16 protein-coding genes are annotated in these 18011 nt (G+C 61.1%); 11 read left to right on the top strand and 5 right to left on the bottom strand.

Annotation, left to right across the window (positions count from 1 at the left end; translation table 11 throughout):
* The first annotated feature begins 14 nt into the window (after positions 1-14).
* From U5A65_RS10160 to U5A65_RS10150, 3 genes are read left to right on the top strand one after another with little or no spacing between them, the layout of a single operon-like run.
* Positions 15-1037, top strand: a complete 1023-nt coding sequence (locus tag U5A65_RS10160; RefSeq protein WP_321946191.1) for an LLM class flavin-dependent oxidoreductase — start codon at positions 15-17, stop codon at positions 1035-1037.
* Positions 1034-2143 (top strand): flavin reductase, encoded by a 1110-nt coding sequence (locus U5A65_RS10155; protein WP_321946190.1) that lies wholly within the window; start codon positions 1034-1036, stop codon positions 2141-2143. Before U5A65_RS10160 ends, U5A65_RS10155 begins: the two co-directional genes overlap by 4 nt.
* Positions 2144-2190: 47 nt before the next feature.
* Positions 2191-3057 carry an alpha/beta fold hydrolase gene (locus U5A65_RS10150; RefSeq protein WP_321946189.1) on the top strand — a complete coding sequence of 289 codons (867 nt, stop codon included), beginning with the start codon at positions 2191-2193 and terminating at the stop codon, positions 3055-3057.
* 9 nt (positions 3058-3066) lie between these two features.
* Here the strand turns inward: U5A65_RS10150 and U5A65_RS10145 are convergent, their stop codons facing one another.
* Entirely contained in the window at positions 3067-3843 is a 777-nt protein-coding gene (locus U5A65_RS10145) for an IclR family transcriptional regulator (RefSeq protein WP_321933766.1), read from the bottom strand.
* A gap of 326 nt (positions 3844-4169) precedes the next feature.
* On the opposite strand from U5A65_RS10145, the gene U5A65_RS10140 reads away from it, so the two are divergent.
* The 4 genes from U5A65_RS10140 (at position 4170) to U5A65_RS10125 (ending at position 7667) form a co-directional block, all read left to right on the top strand.
* Positions 4170-5213 (top strand): porin, encoded by a 1044-nt coding sequence (locus U5A65_RS10140; protein WP_321946187.1) that lies wholly within the window; start codon positions 4170-4172, stop codon positions 5211-5213.
* Between the two features lie 148 nt (positions 5214-5361).
* Positions 5362-6297, top strand: a complete 936-nt coding sequence (locus U5A65_RS10135; RefSeq protein WP_415764534.1) for a pirin family protein — start codon at positions 5362-5364, stop codon at positions 6295-6297.
* A 33-nt stretch (positions 6298-6330) separates the two neighbouring features.
* Positions 6331-6786, top strand: coding sequence for a DoxX family protein (locus tag U5A65_RS10130; RefSeq protein WP_321946179.1), 456 nt, complete (start codon positions 6331-6333; stop codon positions 6784-6786).
* A gap of 44 nt (positions 6787-6830) precedes the next feature.
* Positions 6831-7667, top strand: a complete 837-nt coding sequence (locus U5A65_RS10125; RefSeq protein ID WP_321946175.1) for an aldo/keto reductase — start codon at positions 6831-6833, stop codon at positions 7665-7667.
* A 12-nt stretch (positions 7668-7679) separates the two neighbouring features.
* Here U5A65_RS10125 and U5A65_RS10120 read toward each other — a convergent pair whose 3' ends face one another.
* The 4 genes from U5A65_RS10120 to U5A65_RS10105 are packed head-to-tail and all read right to left on the bottom strand — an operon-like array spanning position 7680 to position 13512.
* Positions 7680-8747: a porin gene (locus tag U5A65_RS10120; protein WP_321909639.1), complete on the bottom strand. Its 1068-nt coding sequence runs from the start codon at positions 8745-8747 to the stop codon at positions 7680-7682.
* A gap of 60 nt (positions 8748-8807) precedes the next feature.
* Positions 8808-9839 (bottom strand): ABC transporter permease, encoded by a 1032-nt coding sequence (locus U5A65_RS10115; RefSeq protein ID WP_321946174.1) that lies wholly within the window; start codon positions 9837-9839, stop codon positions 8808-8810.
* Positions 9836-12313 carry an ATP-binding cassette domain-containing protein gene (locus U5A65_RS10110; protein ID WP_321946172.1) on the bottom strand — a complete coding sequence of 826 codons (2478 nt, stop codon included), beginning with the start codon at positions 12311-12313 and terminating at the stop codon, positions 9836-9838. The genes U5A65_RS10115 and U5A65_RS10110 overlap by 4 nt, the downstream gene beginning before the upstream one ends.
* Before the next feature lie 17 nt (positions 12314-12330).
* Entirely contained in the window at positions 12331-13512 is a 1182-nt protein-coding gene (locus U5A65_RS10105; RefSeq protein WP_321946170.1) for a substrate-binding domain-containing protein, read from the bottom strand.
* A 532-nt stretch (positions 13513-14044) separates the two neighbouring features.
* On the opposite strand from U5A65_RS10105, the gene U5A65_RS10100 reads away from it, so the two are divergent.
* The 4 genes from U5A65_RS10100 to U5A65_RS10085 all read left to right on the top strand — a co-directional run bounded on the left by U5A65_RS10100 (position 14045) and on the right by U5A65_RS10085 (position 17864).
* Complete coding sequence (locus U5A65_RS10100) at positions 14045-14989, top strand: 3-keto-5-aminohexanoate cleavage protein (RefSeq protein WP_321909648.1); 945 nt, start codon at positions 14045-14047, stop codon at positions 14987-14989.
* 109 nt (positions 14990-15098) lie between these two features.
* Positions 15099-16142 (top strand): homogentisate 1,2-dioxygenase, encoded by a 1044-nt coding sequence (locus U5A65_RS10095; protein WP_321946168.1) that lies wholly within the window; start codon positions 15099-15101, stop codon positions 16140-16142.
* A 68-nt stretch (positions 16143-16210) separates the two neighbouring features.
* On the top strand, positions 16211-16720 hold the full coding sequence (locus U5A65_RS10090; protein ID WP_321946166.1) for a nuclear transport factor 2 family protein: 510 nt from the start codon (positions 16211-16213) through the stop codon (positions 16718-16720).
* Positions 16721-16754: 34 nt separating this feature from the next.
* Positions 16755-17864, top strand: coding sequence for a Gfo/Idh/MocA family oxidoreductase (locus U5A65_RS10085; protein WP_321946445.1), 1110 nt, complete (start codon positions 16755-16757; stop codon positions 17862-17864).
* Positions 17865-18011: the final 147 nt, after the last annotated feature.

Genomic DNA, 18011 nt, shown 5'->3' with positions numbered 1-18011 from the left:
TTACTGGAAAAATCATGAAGTTTGGAATTTTTGACCAAAATGATCGCAATGATCTGCCAATCAATCAGCAGTACGAAGAGAGACTGCAGATCATCGAACTGTACGACAAGCTCGGTTTTCACTGCTATCACATGTCGGAGCACCACGCGACCACGCTGAGCGCGTGTCCGTCACAAAGCGTGTTCCTCGCCGCCGCCGCGCAGCGCACGCGCAAGCTGCGCCTGTCTCCGCTCGTCTACATTCTTCCGATTCATCATCCCGTGCGACTCGCCGAAGAAATCTGCATGCTCGACCATTTGAGCGGCGGCCGATTCGAATACGGCGTGGGACGCGGCGCCTCGCCCCACGAGATCGAAGCGCTCGGCATCGACCCTGCCACGGCTCAAGCCCGATATGTGGAGTCGTATGAAGTCGTGAAGCGGTTCCTCAACTCGGATACGCTCAACTACGAAGGCACGTTCTGGAAGTTCAAGGATATGCCCATCGAGATCAAGCCACTGCAGTCGCCGCCGCCAACGTGGTACGCACTGGCATCGCCTGAGTCGACGGTTTGGCCCGCACAGGAAAAGATGAACATCGTGTGCGCAGGCCCCATTCAGCGCGTCCGGGCAATCACCGACCGCTATCGTGAGGAATTCGCCAAGCGGCATCCGTTTGAAGCAGAACCGCTCATGGGCGTGAATCGCTATATCGTCGTAGCGGAAACCGATCAGGAAGCGATGGAAATCGGCTCGCGGGCATGGTCTGCGTTCTATCCGAATTTCATCAAGCTCTGGAAGAAGCACGGCACCGAACCCGTCAACCAGAAGCTTCCGCCGACGTTCGAACCGCTCGTGGAATCCGGTCTCGCCGTGGTGGGACGGCCGGAAACCGTCCGTGAAAAGCTGCTGGAACAGGCAAGCAACGGCGGTTTCAACTATCTGATCGGCACCTTCATGTTCGGAAATATGTCGATGCAGGAAGCCAAAACGTCGATCGGACTCTTCCACGAATCCGTCATGCCGGCATTCGGTGAACTGGAAGAGGTTCCGTCATGAACGCGATTCCTCTGTCCGAGCACGAACGGTCAGCCATCGGAACGTTCGACAAACGTCAGCTGAGAAACGTTTTGGGCTCCTTTGTAACTGGCGTAACCGTGGTAACCACGCTCGACACCGAAGGAAAAATGCATGGCCTCACCGCCAATTCGTTTTCCTCGGTGTCTCTCGACCCACCGCTTGTGTTGTGGAGTCAGGCGACATCCGCCGGAAGCCACGCGGCCTTCAGGGATTCAGAGCGCTTTGCGATCAACATCCTGGCGGAAGATCAGCATGGCCTGGCCAATCATTTCGCCACGCGATCGCCGGACAAGTTCTCGGGCATCGAATATGACGTCGGGGTCGACGGCCTCCCCGTATTGCGTGATTGCAGTGCCTGGCTCGAATGCAAGGCAGTTGCCTGCTATCCCGGCGGCGACCATGTGATCTTTCTCGGTTCAGTCGAGCGCATTCGCCAAAGCGCGCGGCGGCCGCTGGTCTTTGGCGGCGGCCAGTACCTGGTGGCCGATCCACACGACCTGGGTCACGCTCCGGTCGGAACGCAAGGTACGATGAAATCCCAGCCGCATGCGGTGCGACTGGCGAGCCGCAGTATGTTGCGGCTCGCCAGTACGCTCGACAAATCGCTCGCCCTGGTGGCATGGGGCAATCACGGACCGACTGTGATCGCCTGGCAGGCCGCGGCGACACCTGTAGCCGCGGATCTGCCTTTGGGGCTCGTGCTGCCGGTCACGTCTTCGGCTTCCGGGCTTGCACTCGCGGCCTTTCTTCCGCGTGAAGCGATCGACCGGTTCGTTGTCGCGGAGTTGCGTGAAAACGCTCGGCGCGAATCACAGGATTTGCCCGTTGCCGCAGAGACCTTCTCAGGCATGCTCGAATCGGTCAAAGCTTCGCGCGTAGCGACGAGGCGCCCCGGACCGTTTCATGACGACCGAGTCCTCGCCAACGCAATCAGCGTGCCCATCCTTTCGCCAGACGGCATGGCAGTGCTTGCCTTGACCGCGATTGGCCCCGCGGAGCAATTCGATGCGGCAACCGACGGACCGTGCGCGCAAGCCCTCAAAGCCGCCGCACAGGAGATTTCTCTAGCGCTGCGCGAAGCATGAATGCCCGCTCCGCACATAGCGCACTCGATAGCGACCCCACGAAAGCCATGACTGAAACAGATAGCCGCTTACTCGAAGCCGCCTTGCCTCCCGTAGCACAGATCCGGGTGAACCTCGACTCGCCAAGTGGCAAGCAAACCATCGCCTACCGCGAGGCGGGCGACAAGGCAGCGCCACCTATCGTCCTGCTGCACGGCATTGGATCGAACTCGGCGGGATATCGCGCACAACTCGCAGGACTTGCCGCGCGCCATCGCGTGATCGCCTGGGATGCCCCGGGCTACGGACAAAGCAGCCCGTTTGCGATCGCAACGCCTCGCGCCGCCGACTATGCGGAGGCCGTCATGGCGATGATGACGGCGTTGGGCATCTCGCGTGCGACGGTTGTCGGCAGTTCGTGGGGCAGCGTCATCGCAGCGACCTTTGCGGCGCACTATGCCCACGCAACGCACGCCCTCGTATTGAGCGCGCCCAACGTCGCGCGCGCTCACCTGACGCTTTCCGATCGCGCCGCCGCGCGCGAGGCGCTGATGCGAAGCGGAGCCGCGCAGTCGCCCGAAGCGCGCGCCGCGGTGGTCGACGCCCTGCTCGCCGCCAACGCCACGCCCCAGGTCCGCGCGCTTGTCTCGACACTCCGGGACGCGGTTACGCCAACGGGATGGGAACATGCTGTCGACATGCTCTTCTCGGCCTATACGCCAGTGGTGGTCGCATCAGTCGAGGCGCCGATTTCCATCGTTATCGGCAACGAAGATCGCATCGCGCCTGGCGACGACCACGCGCGGCCTATACACAAGGCTGCGCGTAATTCAACGCTCCATGTGCTCGAAGGTATTGGCCACATGCCGAAGCTTGAAGCGCCGGACAGGTTCAATTCCATCGTATTGGCCGCTGCCGCCGGTGGATACACGTGACGCAGACTTCTACCCGATCTGGCGGGACACCTTGCCCCCGAGTGCAATCGTCGCGCGAACAGCGGTCTCGAGGAGCGCCTTGATTGCCGCGCTGTTGATATCCGTATCGAGCGTGGCCGGCGAGCCGATAAGGCTGATTGCAAACTGAAGATTCCCGTCCCGGTCCCAGATCGGGGCGGCAACCGATACATAGCCAAGATTGCCGCGATGAACCAACGAAAAACCGTTCTTGTGCAATTCCGCGCTCGCTTCTTCCCGCATGGCGGCCGCACTCCAATTCTTCTCGCCAGACATTTCGCGAGCAATGAGTTCGTCGGTGCGGCTGGCCTGCAGGCAGGCGATAAAGAGCTTTCCCGCTGCCGTCGTGACCAGTGGGATCAACCCCGTTCTCAATTCGAGGATGCTGCGCGTCTCCCCCTCCTGCTTGAACAGACTCACTGGCCCGTCGTCGGTCCATGCCGTCACCGCCGCACCGTTGAGCGTGGCGTCGCGCAGCGCAATCACTTCGCGCCGCACGATATCGAAACCGTCGAGCTGGTTGATCGCGCTCATCCCTAGAGCCAGCGAAGCCGGGCCGAGTTTGTAGCATCCCGGCTTTTCATCGGCGCAAACGAGGCCTGTGCGGACGAGGCTGATCATGTAGTTGCTCGTCGCGCTCGGCGTGAGTTCGGACAGCGCGGCAATCTCTTTCAGAGGAAGGGCTCGCACACTCGTTTGCAACGCCGAGAGGATTCGAAACGCTATCTCGACGGATTGAATGCCGCGCCTCGTGCTCACATTGGTCATATCGCTGCCGTATTGAAGTTGTTGAACACACGCCGCCCGGGTTTCCCCGCACGTCAACCTTGTTGACACCCTTCGCCGGCGCCTTCTATAGTATTCAACATAAATTATTGCATTCATTACTGTTGAATGCAACATCATGAGAAGCAGGTGGACCGCAAGGTTACACGAGCCGTTGGACCCTGGTATGGAGCTTTACGAATTGATTGCTTAGTACTGCAATTCTTTTTCTCATCGACACAATCCATCAGAAGAGCAATTACCGCTTCGGAGTCAAAGCAATGGCCTTTCGCAGACGTGCAGTAGCAGGAACGCTCTCCGCATTTTCAATGTTCGGCATCGCCCACGCGCAATCGAGCGTCACCTTGTATGGCATCGCCGACACAGCGGTCCAATACATCAGCAATGTCGGTGGACACTCCCTTGTTCAGCAAGGCAACACGCATTCGCCCGATATCTTCGGCTTGAAGGGTGTGGAAGATCTTGGCGGCGGCTTGCGCACGATCTTCGACCTGCAGGGCGAGTATTTGCTGAACAACGGGCAGTTGCTCGTTCCAGGGACGCTGTTCAACCGGAAGGCCTACGTTGGGCTGCAGTCGGACACGTTTGGCACGCTCACGCTCGGCCGCCAGCCCAGCTTCATGTATGACGTTCTCGCCAACTATCAAACGCCTCTGCTGCTCGGCAATATTCTTTCGCTCCATCAGGGCAACCTCGACGAAGTCGCGAACTTTTTCCAGTTCGCCAACGCCGTCAAGTATGTGAGCCCGACGTTTGCCGGCTTCTCGACCGGTGTGGAATTCGCATTTGGCAATGTGCCGGGCAACTTTAGCGAAGGCCGGAACTACTCGTTCTTTGTCCAGTACAAGAACGGACCGTTGAGCCTCGCAGCCACTTACGCGAACGAGAACAACCGCTTCCTGGAGCTTTCGAGTTTCATCGGCCTCCCCTCGCTGTTTGGCACGCCGTTGCGCGCGTCCGAGGGCGTATTCGCTGAAAAGCTCGTCAACTGGGGCGTGGGCGCAACTTATCAGTTCACTCACGTGCTGCTGCACGCCGCCTTCACGCAGTCGCGCATCACGCTGGCCACAGGCCAGGGCAACGCCAATACCGTCGACGCGGGCGCGAACTGGACGGTCAGGCCCGACGACATCATCGCGATTGGCGGCTGGGTCGAAAATCTCGACGGCGGAAACTGGAAGACGATAACGCTCTCGAACACCTATCTTTTTTCGAAGCGCACTTCCATCTACCAGCAGGTCACCTACCAGCATGCGTCGGGCGCCAACAGTGTGGCGTCGCTTGCGGGCGCCGGCCTGGCATCCGGCCGGTCGACAGCCGGCGTCTCGCTGGGTATCCAGCACTTTTTCTAGGAACATGAAATTGACCATCGCATCAGTGCAGCAACGCTCACGTATCTCCACTGGCGATGGATTGCATCGAGAAATACAGGCTTTTCGTGAGACACGTAAGCGCCTACCCTAGCTCAATGTCATCAACCGGCGCTCGCGCCCGATTATTATGTCGTCCGATACAACCTTGCCGCACGCCGCCTCAAAAGCATCGAGCGCTCAATGCGCCCCTCTTCAAGTACGGCCCGGCCTCGATACCGCCGGGCAGCAAGACACCGCGAGAGCGGTCGTCTTGCGCACGGCGGGGCGGCAGCACGGCTCCATCACGCGACTCGTCAGCCCGGGCGACCTTGGCGACATCCTGAAGCCATTTGTTTTTCTCGACTACTTCGAGAGCAAAAATGCGGCAGCGCTGCAGTTTTCCATGCACCCTCATTCGGGTCTCGCGACCACGACCGTGCTGCTGCAAGGCGAGGTTGAGTATGAGGACACGACCGGTGCATCAGGCGTACTGCCCGTTGGCGGCGTAGAGTGGATGAATGCGGGCGGCGGGGTCTGGCATGGCGGCGGCGCCAGAGGCAACGGCACAGTACGCGGTTATCAATTGTGGACCGCATTGCCGCCCTCGCTCGAATTGGCGGCTCCTCACAGCCAGTACCTGAGCGCGAGCGACATTCCTCGCACCGGTCCAGCAGCTGTCATTCTGGGCCGCTACGGGGAAGCCGAAAGCCCCATTCGTGCTCCCGCGGGCATCAACTATCTGCTCGTGAGACTTCAGGCCGGCGAACAATGGCAGTACACGCCGCCAGCCGGTCACAGCGTTGCCTGGTTGAGCATTCAACGCGGCGCATTGCGAGTGGGCAACGCGCGTGTCGCCGACGAGCTCGTCGTATTCGACGAGTCTGAAGACGCCGTGACCCTCACCGCGAGTGAGGACTGCGAGTTCGTGCTCGGCTCTGCCATCGCCCATCCGCACCCGCTTGTGCTCGGACACTACTCCGTTCATACGTCTGCCGACGCGTTGCGCGCGGGAGAAGCGAGGATCAAGCAGATCGGTGCGCAGCTTCGGCGCGACGGCCATTTCGGCCAGACGCCCACACGTTGATCAGTCGAGCGTCAAGGCATCGAGGACAGGCACATGGCCATCGCGAACCCCACAGGCAACGATCTGCTCGCCATGGCCGGACGGTTCCTGTTCGCTTCCCTTTTCGTTGCGAGCGGCGTGAACAAGCTGCTCTGGCCGCTGGCGACCATTGAATACGCCAGGACGTTCGGGCTGCCCGTGCCGCAGCTATGGTGTATCGGCACAATGTTGCTGGAACTCGCATGCGCAACGTTGCTCATTCTCGGCTACCGAACCCGCGCCGTAGCATGGATGCTGGCCGCCTACTGTGTTTCGACGGCCATCATCTTTCACCATGCGTTCGCAGACCAGAACCAGTTGATCCAATTTCTCACGAATCTGGCCATGGCAGGCGGACTGCTTGCGCTTTCGATTTACGGCGCCGGCCTGTTCAGTATCGATCGACTCGTTGGTAACGGACACGTCGAGACAGCGTCGAATTACGCCCGAATCACGCCGTCCGACAGTTGATTGCCCCGCGCCGTTTGTCCTCCTTTCTCTTTCGGAACTCCCTCATGCGTGACGTTCATGTTGGCGACGCAGCCATACCGGCCATTGGCTTTGGCACCTATGGTCTAAGCGAAGCCGAAGTCCATCGATTGGCGCCCGCGGCCATTGACGCGGGCTTCCGCCATTTCGACACCGCCCAGATCTATGGCAATGAGGCCGCCATTGGCGACTGCGTTGCCGCTTCAAATCGCCCAAGAAGTGAATTCTTTCTCACCACCAAGGTTTGGGTGAGCAATTACGCAGAGAGACATTTCGAAGCGTCCGTGAATGAGAGCCTGCGCAAGCTCCGGACAGACTACATCGATCTATTGCTACTGCACTGGCCGGGGTCGGATATCCCGCTTGCCGAACAAATCGCTGGTTTGAATGCCGTAGTGCGGGCGGGCAAGGTTCGGCATATTGGCGTCAGCAATTTCAACTGTGCCATGATGGCGCAAGCCATTCGCCTTTCCGCCGCACCGCTCGTGACGAATCAGTTCGAATATCATCCGTACCTGAATCAGTCCGTGCTGGCCGAAAGCACGAGGCAAGCCGGTCTTGCCGTCACGGCCTACTGCGCGATGGCGATCGGACGCATATTCGGCGACGATGTGTTGAAAGCAATCGCAGGTCGCAACGGCAAGACGATTGCGCAAATCGTTCTTCGGTGGCTCGTTCAGCAGCCCGGCACGGTTGCCCTTTCCAGAACCACCCGGATCGAACGCCTCGCGGAAAATCTCGCCATCTTCGACTTTGCGCTCGACGACGCGGAGATGTCGGCAATCCACTCGTTGGCAACAGCCGACAGCCGCATCGTCAATCCCCCTGGACTCGCTCCCGTCTGGGATAGCACCGCGCCTTGACCCCAGGCGTCATCAGAAGAAGTGCATGATGCCGAAGTAGCCACCTTGCTGGTTGTGGCCCGGCAGCGGCAGGGAGTCTGTCGCTTCCACCGGGAATGAGGACTGCTTGCCGTTGAACATGGCGCCGATGGTCAGGTAGAGGAACGTCCGTGCAGAGAGGTTGTAAGTCGTGCCTAGAGCGGCGAGATTGCCTGTTCCACCACCATGATTCACGTTACCGTGATACCAGCCGCCCTGAATCGCGAGAGCAGGCGTAGCCTGATACGAGGCGCCAATCCACTCCTGCTGGCTGCGCGTTGCCGCAAACGGATTGAATGTGGTCGCGACCGTATCCTGTCCGGACGACACCAGCTGCTGAAAGCCGGTATAGAACTTCAGTGACCCAAGCGTATAGGTGGCCCCGATCATGTACTCTCGCGAAGCCGCATACAGGTCGGAGAATTGCCCGTTCGCGTCGCGTATTTCTTCATATACGCCGTACGCGGCGAAGCTCGCCCGCGTGTATTGCGCACTCACGCTGAACTGGCGGCCGGACTGGAAGTTGCCCGCCACGCCGCCAAATCCGTTCTGCACGCGGAATGAAAATCCCGCCCAATTCGGCGAATTGTAGGTGACCACGTTCGGCCGCGGACCCCAGGCGCGACCGTACGCGAAATTGCCGACGCCGATCCCGACCTGCTCGCCCAGGGGGTCGATGTACCAGCCGGTCTCGTCGGTCAGGCTCATCGCGCGACCAAACCAGATACTGCCGAAACGGTCGCTCGCGAGGCCTACGTACGCGTCCCGCGTAAAGATGGTGTTCGGCGGTATTTCGCCGGTTCCCGAAGTAAAGAGGCTTTCAAGCTTGAACACCGCGTGTAGACCTCCGCCAAGGTCTTCATCACCTTTGAGCCCAAACCAGCTGTAGCCGTACTGATTGCTGCCAAACCGGAAGTTGTTCTTTGAGCCTTCCGGAGTCGCCACATTCGTCACGTAGTCGAAGCCTGCCGCAATGCGCCCATACAGCGTCACCGAGCTTTGCGCATACGCGTTGCAGATTCCGATGGTCGTTAAAGCTGCAAACAATGCCAATCTTTTCATTTTGTATTCCTCAGCAAAAAATTGTCTCCACTCCATCCTCTGAAAGCCTCTGCGAAGTTCCTACCTCCGCGCTTTGCGAAGTGCTCTGAGTAACTCCGGAAGATGACGCACCGTCGTTGCCAGCAGGATCGCGCACGCCTGTACGAGTAGCTGAACCGCAGCACCCGCACCTAGCGCCAGCACCAGTTGCCCGAGTTGTGCCATGAATAGCGCGGCTACAGCGCTCGCAACGACGCTGCCCCGGCCACCGGTGAATGGCGTGCCGCCCACCACCACCGCTGCGATAGCGGGCAGCAGATAGTCGTTACCGGACGTTTGCGACGCGCTGCCGATAAAGCCGGCGAGCAGCATGCCCGCCGCCGAAAAGCACACGGCCGACGCGAAGTACGCGCCGATCCTGTACTTCAACACGTTGACGCCCGCGGCTTCGGCCGCGCGCGGATTGACGCCCACGGCAATGAACCTGCGCCCTACCGCGGTCTTGCGCGTGATTAGCCAGGCACTCGCAACGAAAACGAGCGCGAACCAGACATTGGCAGGCAGGCCGAGGAACTGCGCATGCGAGATGGTTTGCATGACAGTCGGGACATTGACCGGAACGTTGCCCGTCAGCGAGCGTGCGAGGCCAATCAACAACGCATTGACGGCAAGCGTTGCAACCAGTGGCGTAATCGCAACCTTCGAGACCAAAGCGCCGTTGACGATACCGACGATGCCGCCAACGCAAATGGTGATAACAACGGCAAGCACAATGGAGTCGAACACGAATCCGGTTCTGGCCATGACGATGCCCGCCAGCGAAACCATGCCGATTGCCGACATGTCCAGCCCGCGCTGCTGGATGACCAGCGTTTGCCCCGTCGCGACGATCGCAAGGATGCCGGCAAAAGGGAGCATGGCGAGGATCGAACCGTGCGAAACGGTGCCCGGCGCAACGATAAAGCTGCACGCGAAAAGCAGGATCAACCCCACCCAGATCCACGAGAATTCATCGATCGCGGGGAACCACGCCGGCTTTGCTTTTGATTTCGTTGAGGAGGGTTCGAGAAATTCCGACATGATTTCCGCCTGGTTGTGCATTGCCTTTCTCATTTCGCCACCGCCATTTCTCTGCTTCTGGAATAGAGCGCGACCGAAGCCAGGATCATTGCGCCCAGGAGGTACGATTGCCACGAGTCGCCGATATCGAGAAATGACGTCACCACGTTCACCTGAATGATGAGGAGCGCACCAAGCAGTGCGCCAACGAAGGAGCCGCGCCCGCCAAAAAGGCTCGCTCCGCCGATCACCACCGCCGCAACGCTTCCGAGCGTGTAGTTGATGCCGGCGCTGGCATCGCCGGAACCGACCTGCGCCATCATCGGCACTGCCGCAACAGCCGCAAGCAATGAGCAGCCAAGGTAGGCGGCGAGCGTCGTCAGTTGGGGACGCGCGCCGGCCATCCGAGCGGCTTCGGAACGAGAACCCACACCGCGAAGCGTGAGCCCCGCCCTCGACTTGAACAGCGCGATTTCGAGCACGACTGCCATCACGATCGCGACGATCGCAACGACGGGCATGAAGCCGAACTGCGCGCCGATCGCGTCCACGACGCGATCGGCTATGAGGCCGCCAGGCACCGGGCGCAGAAGCAGCGAGACGGCCTGAAGCGCCATATAGGTCGCGAGTGTCGCCACCATGGGATGCAGCCGGAACGGTCCAACCAGCGTCCAGTTCACCAGCCCGACGGCCAGGGCCACGAGCAGCACGATCACCCAGCCCGAGAGTTGATGGCCCAATGTGGCGCCATCGTTCAGGAAGAACGACTGGATCACCACAACGAGGCCCATGAGCGGCCCCACCGAAAGATCGATGCCCCCGACCAGCATGAGCAACTGCTGCCCATAAGCGGCGATGGCCAGCGTGGCGACGAGCGCCAGCATGCCGCTCAGGTTTCGTGCGGACAGGTAAGCGGGATTGACATGCGCCGCATACAGACCGAGCGTGCACACGGCCACCGCGAGCATCACGATCGGCGCCAGATCCCCCGAAGCCCACTTCCAGAACCGTGCCGTTGTGGACGCGTCTTTCTCCCGCTCGGTCGTCACAGTCAGGACGGCAGATGTGATGGTGTTCTCGCTGACCGCGTCGCCGGCAAGTTCCTTCACGACGTGCCCGCGTGAAAAGATCAGCACGCGGTCACACAGTCCCGCCACTTCGTGCGCATCGGACGAAACGACGATCACAGCCGTGCCCGCGGCAGCCGCTTCTCTCAACACCTTGTAGATTTCCATCCGCGCGCCGATGTCCACACCCTGAGTCGGCTCGTCGACCAGCATCACCTTCGGCTGGCTGGCCAGCACACTCGCCAGCACCAGTTTCTGCTGGTTGCCGCCCGACAGGCTGCGAATCATCGTGTCGATGGACGGCGTCTTGACCGCGAATCGCTTCACTGCGTCTCGCGCGCGCCTCGCTTCGCTGCGCTGGCTGACCCAGCCCCTGATGGAATCGAAGGGCAAACTGCGGATCGAAAAATTCTCACGCACCGACAATTCGCCGAAGATGCCTTCTCGATGACGATCGCCCGGTAGATACCGGATGCCTGACGCGGCCGCGGCCTGCGAATGGTGAAGTCTCGCTTGAGCCCCCGTTACCGTGACGCGGCCGCGGCTTCGCGCGAGGCCCGCAAGCGCCCGCATGAATTCGCGCTGGCCATTGCCATCGATACCCGCGAGACCTACGATCTCGCCTTTGCTGACCCGAAGCGAAACATCGCTGAAGCCTGCGCCACGCAGTCCCGCCACGTCGAGAATGACGCTCGCGTCTTCATCGTTGCCCTTGACCGGAAAGTCGCGATCGAGCGCCCCGCCAACGATCAGTTCAACGATCTGCTGTTCGCTCAGGCCCGCGGCTTGCCAGGTGCCTTGCCCCTGACCGTCGCGAAGCACGGTCAGCCGATTCGCGATCTTCTGCACTTCGCGGATCCGGTGCGAGATGTACACGACCGCACAACCCGAAGCCGTAATCTTGCGGATGCGCTCGAACAGGCGCTCGACGTCTTCCGCCAGCAGATGCTCGGTCGGTTCATCGAGGACCAGAACCTTGGGCTTCGCCGCAAGCGCCTTGACGATCTCGACGATGAACCGTTGCTCCGGATTCAGACTCACCACGCGCTCGTTCGCATCGATGGCGACGTCATCGCTCCATTGCTTCAGGAGCCCTTGCGCCCATTGCGCGACTTGCATGAGCGTTGGACGCTGCTCGATCGGCACGCCGAGATAGAGGTTCTCTGCAACAGTCAGGTCGGGCATGAGCGCTGGCTCCTGCCGCACGATGGCCAACCCCAGGCGGCGTGCCTGCTCGGTATCGCCTCGCGTTTCCACGCCGTCGATCACCACGCACCCGTGCTCCGGAACCAGTGCACCTGATGCGACCGCCATCAGCGTGGACTTGCCAGCGCCGTTCTCACCCACAAGACCGTGCACTTCGCCCTTCACCACCGAGAACGTCACGTTGTCGAGCGCCCGTACACCCGGAAAGATCTTCGTGACACCGTCGACCTGCAGCAGCGTTTTCTGGTCATTCATGATTCGTCTCGAACGTTTTACTGGGCAAAGACTTGCTTGAGCTTGTCGGCGGGCAGCGCGGAGGAAAGATCGGCGTCGGGCGGCGCCGACGGATCACACTTCGGATCGACGCCTTTGGCACTGTCGGCGTACGTGAACGGAAGGATCGACGGCGACTCCTTGTCCTGGGTCCCCTGATAAGCCGCTACTCCCTGGCGCACGGCGAAGCGAACGTAGGACGTCGTGCCATCGACCGTGTAATACGGAAAATGCGTGCCGGCCTTTTTGGCCGCCATGTAGTGGCAGTTCAACTCGTTGTCGCTCGCAATGGTCGCAATCGCCGGAACGGGCAGATGCGCCTGCTCGAATGCCTTGGCCGCCGCGAGTGCCGTTACCCCGAAATCGGTGACGATCGCATCGATCTTCGGATACTGCGCAATGAGGCCGGCCGTGGCCTTTTGTGCATCTACGGGGTTCCAGTTCGTCACGACGAACTGCTCGTTGAGCAGCTTCAGATTCGGGTATGGCTTGAGCCCGGCTTTCAGGCCGTCCAGGAAGTTCTGCGAGGGTGCAGCGCCCGGCGACCCGCCCAGAAACACCACATTCCCCTTCTTCACATTGGCACCTAGCCAGTCGGCCCACAGCACGCCGATCTGCTTCGTGTCTCCAACCACGTTCACGACGTAGTCGCGTCCGGGTACGCCCGCGATCTGCGCGGAGTACGGCACCACCGCAACGCCCGCTTTCATGGCCGCCCGCATGGCGGGAAGCTGCACCGCGCCGAAGTCAGGAAGCAGGATGAGCACGTTGATGCCCTGCGCCACCATGCTGTTGATATCGGAGTTGGCCTTTTGCGGATCGCCATTGGCGTTGCTGTAGATGATCCGCTTGACGTTCTTGCAGCGGCTCAGCTCGTCCTTGACCTCGGCAAGGCCGGTCTTGCGCCATGTATTGCCGCCATAGCCGTCCGACACGCCGACGATCATCGGCTTGGTGCCGCACAACGGCGTGATATCGCCCTGTTGGTTCGTCACCGAGTCGCCAGCCGCGTAAGCCGCCGTGCCAATGACGCTCGCGCCGAGCAACGCCGCGATCTGCGCGAGCATATGGCGGGACCTGGACAGTGCATGCGCTTCTTTCCTCTCGATGGCATGTTGGGTGAGGCCGTGCGAATGGTTGTTTCGCGTGCCATTCGGCCATACGTGAAGCGGGTCGAACATGGTGATCCTCGATGTCGTGTTGAGTGTGATTCGAAGCGTCATGATGCGCCGCTTCATCCGTACTACGAAATATATGGATTGGTCTCCAAGCCTTTCCTGGCCACTTCCTTGTTATTTGTCCACGCTTAGGCCACTCCCAAACTCAATGATGCGATACAGAATCGATTTATGTCGAATGATGTGTTTCGGAATGACCGATGTCAAGATTCCTGGGGAATCTCCCTAGCGCCGCCCCGCGCCGGCTCGGTGCCGCTCCACGTTTGCTGTCATCTGACGCAGTGGCCACGCCCACCCAGGTAATTTCCCTGGGCCCCTTGACTTAATTCATTCCAAACAACATCATTCGATATAAATCGATCTTGCTCGGAATGATCTCTGCGCAAACGATTTTGGTGAGAGGCATCCACCTCCCGCGCCCCGGGCGGGCACGGGCCGTGACGTCACTGGCGCCCCGGCAAAACCTCTCCAGTTTGATTGCCGTCGGTTCGGAAGCTTTGCGGACCAAAATTCACTACCTGTGTCGAGGATCATCATGATCGAGAAATTGCCCCTCTGGGAAGCCGCCAAGCGCGAAATGGAGGAGTACCAATTCATTGCTGGGGCCGAGTTGCAGCCCAAGTGGGACGTGCCTGAGAAAGTCGCCATCAATGCTGCCGTTTCCGGCCGCTTTGAAGACACGACGTCCTTTCAGGCCTACGTGGATGAAGCGACCAGCGTGATCGAAGCCGGGGCCTGCGGCGTTCACATCGACTTCTCGTTCATGACCGACAAAGAAGGCCGCCGCCTCGATCGCGACATCGTGCCGGTCGAGGCCTACAAACAGGTGATCGAGCCGCTGCGCAAGCGCTTCGGCAACGATTTCGTGCCGAACGTGAACGTGCTGCACGGCACGACGTTCGACATGTGCATGGGCCCCGCTCGCGAAGGCCTGACCGAAGTCGCGCCCTGCGCGCCGGGCCACCCTGAGGCCTTTGCGGTGCCGGCCGTCGCCACGCTCGAGGAAGTCGGCGTCAAGCCCGAACTGGCGGTGCACAGCTCCGGCGAAATCGAGCTTGCCAAGCGCAAGCTGATCGACACGGGCATTCTCAAGCCGCCGTACAACTGGCTGATCCTGTACGGCCTGCCGTTCAATGTCGGACGCACGCTGGTCTCGGGCACGTGGGTGAGCGACACCGAGGACATGACGAAACACCTGTTCCTGATGGTCGACCAGATTCGCAAGATCGATCCGACGTCGGTGATCAGCGTCTGCGCGGCGGGACGCGCAACGCTCTACATGACGACCCTCGCCACCATGATGGGGCTGCATATCCGCGTCGGCACGGAAGACACGCCGTGGAAGTACCCGAACAGCGACGAACGTCTCGCGAGCAACCTCGAAATGTTCACCATGGCGCGCGATATCGCGGCCCTGCTCGGACGCAAGCCGGCAACGGCCAATGAGTACCGGCAGCTGATCGGCAAGCCGGCCCGCTGAGAACGGGGCCGCGCGACCGTGGCCTCGTGCGCAACGAGCCACGGTCGCGAGATCGCGCCTATAACGCCTGTAACGGCCCGGTGCCTTCAAGCCCCCAGGAGAATGACAGATGAACGATGAAACGAAAGGCGCGGAGCCCACCGTGCAGTTGTGGACGCGGGACGGGTTTCTCGGTGCGCTTTCGGTCGTGACCCGACCGACGTATGCGCCCGATTACCTTTCTGTCGAAGGGCCGCATGCGCCCCGCAGAGCCGTGCTCGAGCGCCTGATTCCGGGGGACGCGAGCGACCCGCAAGCCCTCCCGACGACTGTCGCAACATCGCGGATCGGCGTGAAAGTGCACCTATCCGCCCGCCGTGCGCCGATGCCGTTCGTGGTGCGCAACGTCGAGGCGGACGAGATTCACTTCATCCAGTCGGGCACGGTGAAGTTCGAAACCGATGTCGGCAGCCTCATCGCCGGGGAGGGCGACTTCGTCTGCATTCCGCGCGCGATTGCCTACCGCTACGGCCCGACGGATGGCGCGATGCGCAGCCTCATCGTGGAGAGCCCCTCGGCGCTCAAGCTCTCGCCGCCCGCGCCATCCGGCATGCTCAACGTCGCGCGGGACCTGAAATACGCCGAAATCGATCCGGACATCGCGCCAGGTGCTCCGACCCGGCTGATCCTGAAGACGCTCGACGGCGAGAACACCGTTTTCGTCATGCCACACGACCCGCTCTCGCTGGGCGTGCGGCTTTCCGATAGCGTGCCGGTGTGGAAGCTCAATCTCACGAAAATCCAGGTTCATACCTATCTTCCGGAGGGCGGCCCGCCGAGCCCCTTCCTTTCGTCGGGCACGGGCGACCTGCTGTTGTTCAACCTCAGCGCGCGCCCGGGAGGCCGGCCGCCCGTCCATATCAATGCCGATTTCGATGAAATGATCTGCTACGTGCGCGGCCCCGGCGCGTGGGGCGGCTGTACGGAACCCGGCACCTTGACCTGGGTGCCGAAAGGCGTGATCCACCACGGGCCGTCCGAGGACGTTCCCGAAGGCTACCAGGCATGGCTGCTCGAAACGCGCGCAACTTTGCGCTGGACGCCAGAGGCCCTTGCCATCTCACAGCTGATGGAAACCGGCAATTACGCGCCTCATCCGGGCGCCGCGAAATGACACGCTGATCGTGGCCCGACTCGCTCGGCACCACGCTCAGGCGAGGCCAATTAGAAAGGAGACCGAAATTGGAAGCGAAACTTCAGCAAATGCTGGACGAAGCCGAGATTCGCCGCGTTCATATCCGCTACTGCCGCGGCATCGACCGGATGGATTGGGACCTCGTGCGCTCGTGCTATCACCCCGACGCAATCGACCGGCACGGTGCGTATAACGGCGACGTAGAAGGCTTCATCGAATGGGCAGCCGAATTGCTGCCGAATTTCGAATCGACGCAGCATTTCACGGGCAACCAGTATGTCGAGGTACACGGCGATCGGGCGTTCGCGGAGCACTATGCGCGCGCCAGCCACCGGACCAGGCCCGAAGACGGCAAGCCCGCAATGGATTGGGTGGTGAACATTCGCTACGTGGACCGTATGGAGCGGCGCAACGGCGAATGGCGCATTGCCGACCGGGTCGTGGTACTCGATTCGCAGCGTTCGGACCCGGTTCCCGAGGGCCAGGCGCCGCTCGGCAATTCGAATGTCGGCCGCCGCGACAGGGAAGATCCCTCGTACCAATACCAGACCGTATGACGGGTGCGCCCGTTATCTGAAGCAAGAGGAACACATGGACAGGAAACTTCGCGTGGGCATTGTCGGCCTGAGCGCAGATCGCGGTTGGGCGGCAATGGCCCATCTTCCCGCCTTGCGGGCGTTGCCCGATGTCTTTGAGCTTGTGGGCGTCGCCAATACGACGCTCGCCAGCGCGCAGGCCGCCAGCGCCGCGTTCGGCATCCCGCGCGCATTCGAAAACGCCGCAGCGCTTGCGGCGTCGCCGGATATCGACGTTATCGTCGTCACCGTCAAGGTCCCGCACCACCGCCAGGTCGTCACCACGGCCTTGCAGGCCGGCAAGAGCGTGTACTGCGAATGGCCGCTCGGCAATGGCCTGGAAGAAACCATCGCACTCGCGGAGCTTGCACGCGAGAAGAAGGCGCTCGCTGTCGTGGGCACGCAGGCGATTGCCTCGCCTGAAGTGCAGTTCCTGCGCAAGCTGGTCGCGCAAGGTGAGATCGGCGACGTCCTCTCGTCGACGTACGTGGGGTCCGGCATCAGCTGGGGCGACGATATCCTGCGGGGCGACGCCTACGCCATGGATGACCGCAACGGCGCCACGCTGCTTTCCGTGATCGGCGGGCACGCTATTGCCGCGCTTCAGGCGGTACTCGGCGAGATCGGCGAGATCGGCGCGGTGCTATCGCAACGCCGCCAGACGGTCCGTGCGATCGAAACGGGCGAAGCCGTGCAGATGAAAACGCCAGATCACGTCATGGCAAACGCCGTTTTGCGCTCCGGTGCACCGCTGTCGCTGGAATTGCGCGGCGGCGTTCCGCGCGGAACGAAGCTGTTGTGGGAAATCAACGGAAGCCAAGGCGATTTGCGTGTCACCGCACGGAACGAATACGTGCCTTGCGTGAATATTTCACCATTACGTGTGGAGTTCGGCCGCAAGGGCGAGGAAGGCTACACGGAACTCGCGATTCCCGATCCCTTCCCCATTGATGCCGAAGACGCGGTTGCCGCACGCAACGTCGCCGGTATTTACCGGTTGATGGGCCAGGACCTGCTTCATGGCACGCGCACCGCCCCCAGTTTCGACCACGCACGCGCGCTTCACGAGGTGCTCGAAGCGATCGAGCAATCGAGTCGAGCCGGCAAACGGGTGAAAGTGGGGTAAAAGCGCGCAAGCACGTCCGGCAGGCCGGGCAGTGGGAGGTGGACGCCTTCGCTTCGAGCAAGGCCGTCCTGCATGTTCTGGTCACGCGACGATTAAGGCGCGCGTGATGAGGAGAAGACAATGGCCAGCGCAGAAAAGTCATTGCGC

Origin of the sequence: Paraburkholderia sp. J10-1 (assembly GCF_905220165.1) — a bacterium.
GTDB lineage: Bacteria > Pseudomonadota > Gammaproteobacteria > Burkholderiales > Burkholderiaceae > Paraburkholderia.
Note: the sequence above shows the minus strand (reverse complement) of the source record. Positions and strands in the feature narration are given on the sequence as shown.

What these genes read in the sequence shown, in the direction of transcription:
- U5A65_RS10160 (WP_321946191.1), top strand. Translation starts at nt 15, where the DNA reads ATGAAGTTTGGAATTTTTGACCAAAATGATCGCAATGATCTGCCAATC.
- U5A65_RS10155 (WP_321946190.1), top strand. Translation starts at nt 1,034, where the DNA reads ATGAACGCGATTCCTCTGTCCGAGCACGAACGGTCAGCCATCGGAACG.
- U5A65_RS10150 (WP_321946189.1), top strand. Translation starts at nt 2,191, where the DNA reads ATGACTGAAACAGATAGCCGCTTACTCGAAGCCGCCTTGCCTCCCGTA.
- U5A65_RS10145 (WP_321933766.1), bottom strand. Translation starts at nt 3,843, where the DNA reads ATGACCAATGTGAGCACGAGGCGCGGCATTCAATCCGTCGAGATAGCG.
- U5A65_RS10140 (WP_321946187.1), top strand. Translation starts at nt 4,170, where the DNA reads ATGTTCGGCATCGCCCACGCGCAATCGAGCGTCACCTTGTATGGCATC.
- U5A65_RS10135 (WP_415764534.1), top strand. Translation starts at nt 5,362, where the DNA reads ATGTCGTCCGATACAACCTTGCCGCACGCCGCCTCAAAAGCATCGAGC.
- U5A65_RS10130 (WP_321946179.1), top strand. Translation starts at nt 6,331, where the DNA reads ATGGCCATCGCGAACCCCACAGGCAACGATCTGCTCGCCATGGCCGGA.
- U5A65_RS10125 (WP_321946175.1), top strand. Translation starts at nt 6,831, where the DNA reads ATGCGTGACGTTCATGTTGGCGACGCAGCCATACCGGCCATTGGCTTT.
- U5A65_RS10120 (WP_321909639.1), bottom strand. Translation starts at nt 8,747, where the DNA reads ATGAAAAGATTGGCATTGTTTGCAGCTTTAACGACCATCGGAATCTGC.
- U5A65_RS10115 (WP_321946174.1), bottom strand. Translation starts at nt 9,839, where the DNA reads ATGAGAAAGGCAATGCACAACCAGGCGGAAATCATGTCGGAATTTCTC.
- U5A65_RS10110 (WP_321946172.1), bottom strand. Translation starts at nt 12,313, where the DNA reads ATGAATGACCAGAAAACGCTGCTGCAGGTCGACGGTGTCACGAAGATC.
- U5A65_RS10105 (WP_321946170.1), bottom strand. Translation starts at nt 13,512, where the DNA reads ATGTTCGACCCGCTTCACGTATGGCCGAATGGCACGCGAAACAACCAT.
- U5A65_RS10100 (WP_321909648.1), top strand. Translation starts at nt 14,045, where the DNA reads ATGATCGAGAAATTGCCCCTCTGGGAAGCCGCCAAGCGCGAAATGGAG.
- U5A65_RS10095 (WP_321946168.1), top strand. Translation starts at nt 15,099, where the DNA reads ATGAACGATGAAACGAAAGGCGCGGAGCCCACCGTGCAGTTGTGGACG.
- U5A65_RS10085 (WP_321946445.1), top strand. Translation starts at nt 16,755, where the DNA reads ATGGACAGGAAACTTCGCGTGGGCATTGTCGGCCTGAGCGCAGATCGC.